Origin of the sequence: Streptomyces sp. NPDC052107, from assembly GCF_040680215.1 — a bacterium.
Taxonomy (GTDB): Bacteria; Actinomycetota; Actinomycetes; order Streptomycetales; family Streptomycetaceae; genus Streptomyces.
The window spans coordinates 1-5,620 of sequence record NZ_JBFAWG010000189.1 but is presented as its reverse complement, the minus strand read 5'-3'; the positions used below and the strand labels follow the sequence as shown (position 1 = coordinate 5,620).

Annotated in this window: 6 protein-coding genes; 4 read left to right on the top strand and 2 right to left on the bottom strand. The window is 70.6% G+C overall.

What is annotated here, in order from left to right:
- Nucleotides 1-318 precede the first annotated feature (318 nt).
- Together AB0M27_RS46365 and AB0M27_RS46360 are read right to left on the bottom strand one after the other, a co-directional pair.
- Entirely contained in the window at nt 319-1,308 is a 990-nt protein-coding gene (locus AB0M27_RS46365; RefSeq protein WP_365732228.1) for a metallophosphoesterase, read from the bottom strand.
- Entirely contained in the window at nt 1,305-1,814 is a 510-nt protein-coding gene (locus tag AB0M27_RS46360; protein WP_365732227.1) for a cupredoxin family copper-binding protein, read from the bottom strand. Before AB0M27_RS46360 ends, AB0M27_RS46365 begins: the two co-directional genes overlap by 4 nt.
- Nucleotides 1,815-1,952: 138 nt before the next feature.
- On the opposite strand from AB0M27_RS46360, the gene AB0M27_RS46355 reads away from it, so the two are divergent.
- The 4 genes from AB0M27_RS46355 to AB0M27_RS46340 all read left to right on the top strand — a co-directional run bounded on the left by AB0M27_RS46355 (nt 1,953) and on the right by AB0M27_RS46340 (nt 5,330).
- Nucleotides 1,953-2,573, top strand: coding sequence for a sigma-70 family RNA polymerase sigma factor (locus tag AB0M27_RS46355; protein WP_365732226.1), 621 nt, complete (start codon nt 1,953-1,955; stop codon nt 2,571-2,573).
- 25 nt (nt 2,574-2,598) lie between these two features.
- Nucleotides 2,599-3,390 carry an anti-sigma factor gene (locus AB0M27_RS46350; RefSeq protein WP_365732225.1) on the top strand — a complete coding sequence of 264 codons (792 nt, stop codon included), beginning with the start codon at nt 2,599-2,601 and terminating at the stop codon, nt 3,388-3,390.
- Nucleotides 3,391-3,538: 148 nt separating this feature from the next.
- Nucleotides 3,539-3,973, top strand: a complete 435-nt coding sequence (locus AB0M27_RS46345; protein ID WP_365732224.1) for an ATP-binding protein — start codon at nt 3,539-3,541, stop codon at nt 3,971-3,973.
- 124 nt (nt 3,974-4,097) lie between these two features.
- The gene (locus tag AB0M27_RS46340) at nt 4,098-5,330 is read left to right on the top strand and encodes an RNA polymerase sigma factor (protein ID WP_365732223.1); all 1,233 of its coding nucleotides are present in this window, start codon (nt 4,098-4,100) and stop codon (nt 5,328-5,330) included.
- Nucleotides 5,331-5,620: the final 290 nt, after the last annotated feature.

Sequence of the window (5,620 nt, the reverse complement as noted above, 5' to 3'; positions counted from 1 at the left end):
GTGAACGGGATCTTGCCGTCCAACGCCCACTGGCGCGGCGTCATCGGGTGAATCACGAGACACTTCGCAGCCTTGGACATACGCAGCAACTCAATGCATACAACTATACATGCGCAACACTAGGGACAGCTAATGAAGTTGGTGAGCCTCGTCCCGCCGGATCACCTCGCGGCCGCGACGGGCGGTCGCGAGGTGATCCGGGCGCGGCCGGGAACGTGGGTGCCCTGCCTGCGGTGCGCGAGCCGATGAAGCCGCGCAGGGCGCCGAGGGCCGTACCGGCCGCGGCGCCCCTGAGCGGTGGCGAGGGGTCTCGCGGGCTCATGCCAGCCTCTCGTCCTTGACCGCCAGCTGCTGCTCTCCCCGCCGGTAGCCCACGGTGCGGATGCCGAGCGCGTCCTTCAGCTGCCGGGCGGGCACGACCTGGGGAGTGGGGGCGGGTCCCCGCCCCGGCTTGGGCAGCGGGTAGGCGGTGGTGGTGGCGGAGTGGAAGGTGATGTTGCCCTCCGTCTTGGTGAACAGCTGGTGGACGTGTCCGTTGAGGCAGGTGACAGAAGAGAAGCGGCGCAGCAGCGCGATCACCTTCAGCGCGTCGTCCGTGCTCCAGCCCCACTTCGGGTACATGGCGAACAGCGGGATGTGGCTGAAGACCACGACGGGTGTGTCCGACGGCAGGCCGGCGAGGTCCTTGCGGACGAAATCGATCTGCTCGGTGCCGAGGTGACCGAGCTTCTCCGGGCTCAGGGTGTTGACCAGGGCGAGGAAGTGCACGCCGTGGGTGTCGAAGCTGTACCAGCCGTCGCCGAGCGTGCCCTTGCCGAAGATCCGCCGGTAGGCGCGGCCCGCGTCGCCGATGGAGTCGTGCTCGCCCGGCACGGTGAAGACACGATCCGTCCGCAGCCCGGCCATCATCTGCCTGACCTGGTCGAACTGTCCCGCCGTGGACAGGTGTGTCAGGTCGCCGCTGTGCATGACGAAGTCGGGCCTGAACCCGAGCCCGTTGACCTGATGGATCGCTTCGGTGAACGAGCCGACCACGTCCGTGTTGGCCGGGCCCTGGAAGCCGATGTGGCTGTCGGAGACCTGCACGAACCGCAGTGGACCGCCCGGTGCCGCGGCGGCCCCGGCGATGGCGTCCCGGGAGCCGGCGACATGGCTGATCACCTCTCCGCCGGCCACGGTGAGTACGACGGCCCCACCGAACCATCCGGCGTGCCGCATGAGTTGACGTCGCGTCATGCCGTGTTCGGAAGTGGGTTCGTCGGCGTCAGTGACCGGTGCCGGGCTCTGGTGGTCGTCGTATGCGGTCATGAGGTCACCTCCACGGTGCCGGTCATGAACGGATGGATGGCGCAGAGGTAGGCGTAGCTGCCGGGCTTGGTGAACGTGTAGGTGTAGGTGCCGTGCGTGGCGAGGGTGGGCGAGTGAAGCGGGCCGCCCGAGCCGGAGCTGGTGACGGTGTGGGCGTCGGTGTCCTGATTGGTCCAGGTCACCGTCGTGCCTGTCCTGACCTTCAGCGTGGCCGGGGCGAACGCGAAGTTCTTGATCGCCACGGTGTCCGCGGACACCGGTGTCGCGGCCGTGCTCCTGCCCGAAGGGGCCACGGACATGGTCATGCCAGGTCTCGCCGAGGTGCCGGGCATACCGGCCGGCTGATGCTGACCCGGGCCGGGCGTGAGGGTGCCGGGGTCCGCGGAACGGGGCGACGGGCCGCACGCGCTCAGGAGCCCCAGGACACCGGCGCCGGCGACGGCCAGCCCGGCCACACAGCGCGAAAGGCAGCCCGCAGGGCCGAAGTTGACGTACATGATGTTCATTCCCCACTGATCGGGTGATGCCGGGTGGGACGGCTCGTGCCTGGTTTCACGGGGGGCGGTATCGGATGGTTCCGTGGATACGCATCTTTTGTCAGACTTCTCAGAAGTCACTGGTTATGACACGACAAACAGATACATATGCGTGATGATCTGCTTATGCCATGGAGTGCCCGAAAACGTGGTGAAACGGCCGATCCCCATCGCTCCGGGCGCCGTGTCTCGGGTAGCGGGACCATTTCGACCACGGACGAGGACCTGCTCCGGGCTCTGTACGCCGAGCACGCAGGTCCTCTGTTCCGCTACGTACTGCGACTGACGTCAGGAGACCGGCAGTGGGCCGAGGATGTCGTCCAGGAGACGTTGTTGCGGGCATGGCAGCACCCCTCCGCGTTCGAACCCGCACGTGGTCCGGCGCGCGCCTGGCTGTGCACGGTCGCCCGGCGCCTGGTCATCGACACGCACCGGGCTCGGCAGGCGAGGCCGGCGGAGGTGGGCGGCGAGGCCCTGGAGCGGGTCGCGGAGCAGACACCGGGCGAGGACCGGATCGAGAAGGCGCTGCAGAGCTGGGCCGTGGCCGAGGCCGTCCGGGCGCTGTCCCCCGACCACCGCGCCGTACTGCTGGAGACGTACTACCGGGGCCGGACCGTGGCGGAGGCCGCGCAGGTGCTGGGCATCCCGCCGGGCACCGTCAAATCGCGGACGTACTACGCCTTGCACGCCCTCCGGCTGGCACTGCGGGAGCGAGGCTTCGAGCCATGACCACGGCATGGAGGAGGTGCCGGCCATGAACGCGGACCACGACGCCCTCCGGGTGGCGCTGGGCGGATACGTCCTGGGCGCGCTGTCCCCGGCGGAGACGGCACGGGTACGTGCGCACCTCGCGGAATGCGACGAGTGCAGGGCGGAACACGCCGAGTTGGCCGGACTTCCGGCGCTGCTCGCGACGGTCACCGCGGCGGAAGCCGTGGGCCGGCCCGTGCCCGTCGGAGAAGAGGACCCGGCCGATCGGCTGGTGCGGCGGGCGGCGGAGAGCACCGGGGGTCCGCCCGAGGCGCCGCCCGGCACGTCCGCGGCGCCTCGGGGTTCCGGGACGGGACTGCTCGACCGGATGCTTCAGCAGGCCGCCGCCAGGCGCCGCAGGGCCTGGCGGCTGCAACTGGCCGGTGTGGCCGCCTCGCTGACGCTCGTCGCCGGAGCGGCGGTCGGCGGCACATGGCTGGCGATCGGTGGATCCGTGGTCGGTCAGGGGACACCGCCAGGACCGACCACGCCGGCTCCGACGCGCACCTTCTCCGGAAACGATCGGGCCACCGGCGTCACCGCTTCGGTGCGGGTCTCACCCTCGGCCTGGGGCAGTGTCCTGGAGGTCTCCGCCCACGGGGCACCCGCGGGAATCACCTGCCGGTTGCAGGCGGTCGGGCCCGGTGGCACCAGGGCGGACGCCGCCACCTGGCGCGCGGGCACCTACCCGCCCGGAACCACCGTCCCCGGGGCGGTCCCCCTGTCCCCGGCGGCCATCGAACACTTCGAGATCATCGCCGGCAACGGCCAGAAGCTGGTCACGATCCGGGCGTGAGACGGGCGGGGCGGCGCGGATCACCGCTTAGTAGCCGACTCACGTCCAAGAAGCGCAATAAAAGGGGCAAATCGCTCGAACCATCTGCGCTCGTCGCCCGTAGAACTGAATGAGTGCTCACACACAGGTTCCGACGCAGAAGAGCCAGATGACCATGTACGTGACCGATTCCGCCCGTGCCGGCTCACTTCCCCCACGGTCCTGCCACCACCAGGCGATGCTCACCCTGCCCGCGCAGGAGGCGCACGTTTCCGCGGCTCGTCATCTCACGGCGGACCTGCTGGAGTGCTGGCGCGTACCCGAGAGCGAGCGGGACTCCGCCGTCCTCATCGTCGACGAACTCGCCGCCAACGCCGCCCAGTACGGCCGCGAACGCATGACGCTGCTGCTCGTCCTCGACGACGGCACCCTGCACATCGTGGTCAGCGACTCGGGAACCGCGGTCGAGCACGGTCACCGCGACGTCGCACCGGACGAGCACGGCCGCGGCACCGGCATCGTCGACTCCCTCGCCCAGTCGACCGAGGTCCATCAGACGCGCAGCGGCCGAGAAGTCCGCGCCTGCCTGCGGTGCTGGGCATGATCGAGCCCCTACGCTTCCGACGACCGGCCACCGCAGGATCATTGCCGTCCGCCGGGCCGCACTCCACCCTACGGCCGGCCTCGTCCGGGTCGCGGCGTGATCGCACAGAAGGGCAGGGGCGCACATGCCGGACACTGGCGATGTCGAGGCCGTCTTCCGTGCCGAGTACGGACGCGCGGTCTCCGTCCTCGTCCGCTTCCTCGGCGACATCGACCTCGCCGAGGAAGCGGTGCAGGAGGCCTTCACCACCGCCGTACGCACCTGGCCGGAATCCGGCGTGCCGCCGAGCCCGGCCGGCTGGATCATCACCACCGCACGCAACCGGGCCATCGACCGGGTCCGCCGCGAGTCCTCCCGGGACGCCCGGCACGCCGACGCCGCCCGGCTGTACGCGCCCCACCTGTACACACCCGACCTGCACGCGTCCGACGCACCGCCCGAGGAGGGCCCCGTGCGCGACGACCGGCTCCGCCTGATCTTCACCTGCTGCCATCCCACGCTCGCCCTGCAGGCCCGGGTCGCCCTCACCCTGCGCCTGCTCGGCGGCCTGAGCACCGCCCAGATCGCCCGTGCCTTCCTGGTGCCGGAGCCGACCCTCGCCCAGCGGTTGGTACGGGCCAAGGCCAAGATCCGCGACGCGGGCATCCCGTACCGGGTGCCCCGCGACCCCGACCTGCCCGAGCGGCTCGGCGGCGTCCTCGCCGTCATCTACCTGATCTTCAACGAGGGCTACACCGGCGACTCCGCCCTGTGTGCGGAGGCCCTCCGCCTCGGCCGGCTGCTCGCCGCCCTGCTGCCGGACGAGCCCGAGGTCACCGGCCTGATCGCGCTGATGCTGCTGACCGAGTCCCGGCGGCCGGTCCGGCAGGGCGCGGACGGCGTCCTCGTCCCGCTGCCCGAGCAGGACCGCACGCTGTGGGACCGCGAGCTGATCGCCGAGGGCCAGGACCTGGTCCGCCGCTGCCTGCGCCGGAACCGGCCGGGCCCGTACCAGATCCAGGCCGCCGTCAACGCCGTGCACAGCGACGCGCCCAGCGCCGAGACCACCGACTGGGGCCAGATCCTGCGCCTGTACGACCAGCTCATGGCCCTGGCACCGTCCCCGGTCGTCGCCCTGAACCGTGCGGTCGCCGTGGCCGAGGTCCAGGGGCCGGCCAGGGCACTCGATCTCGTCGACTCCCTGGATCTCGGCCGGTATCACGTGCTGCACGCCGTCCGCGCCGACCTGCTGCGCCGCCTGGGCCGCACCGCGGAGGCGGCCGCGGAGTACGGCCGGGCCGCCGAGCTGGCCGGGAGCGAGGCCGAGCGAGCCTACCTGGAGCGGCGCCGACACGAGACCGACCCCACGGCGACATGACCCACGTCACCACGAGCCGCCGGAATGAACTTCAGAACCTGAAAGGTTGGTAAATGCATCCACCGGCCCAGGTTCGGGCCGCACCCGCCCGTGCACCACCAGCGAGGCACATCTTTGAAGGCTCCCCTCCCTGGAGGACCCCGTTGCTGATCTCTCAAATCTGCCCTCGTGCTTGGTGCCGAAGCGGGATGGTGAGCGGAGGATCGAGTTCGTTGGCGGTGATGTTCAGTGTCGTTGGAGTCGTGGTCGGGTGGGGAGATCCCGGAGCTGACGCGGCGGGTGGCGTGCAG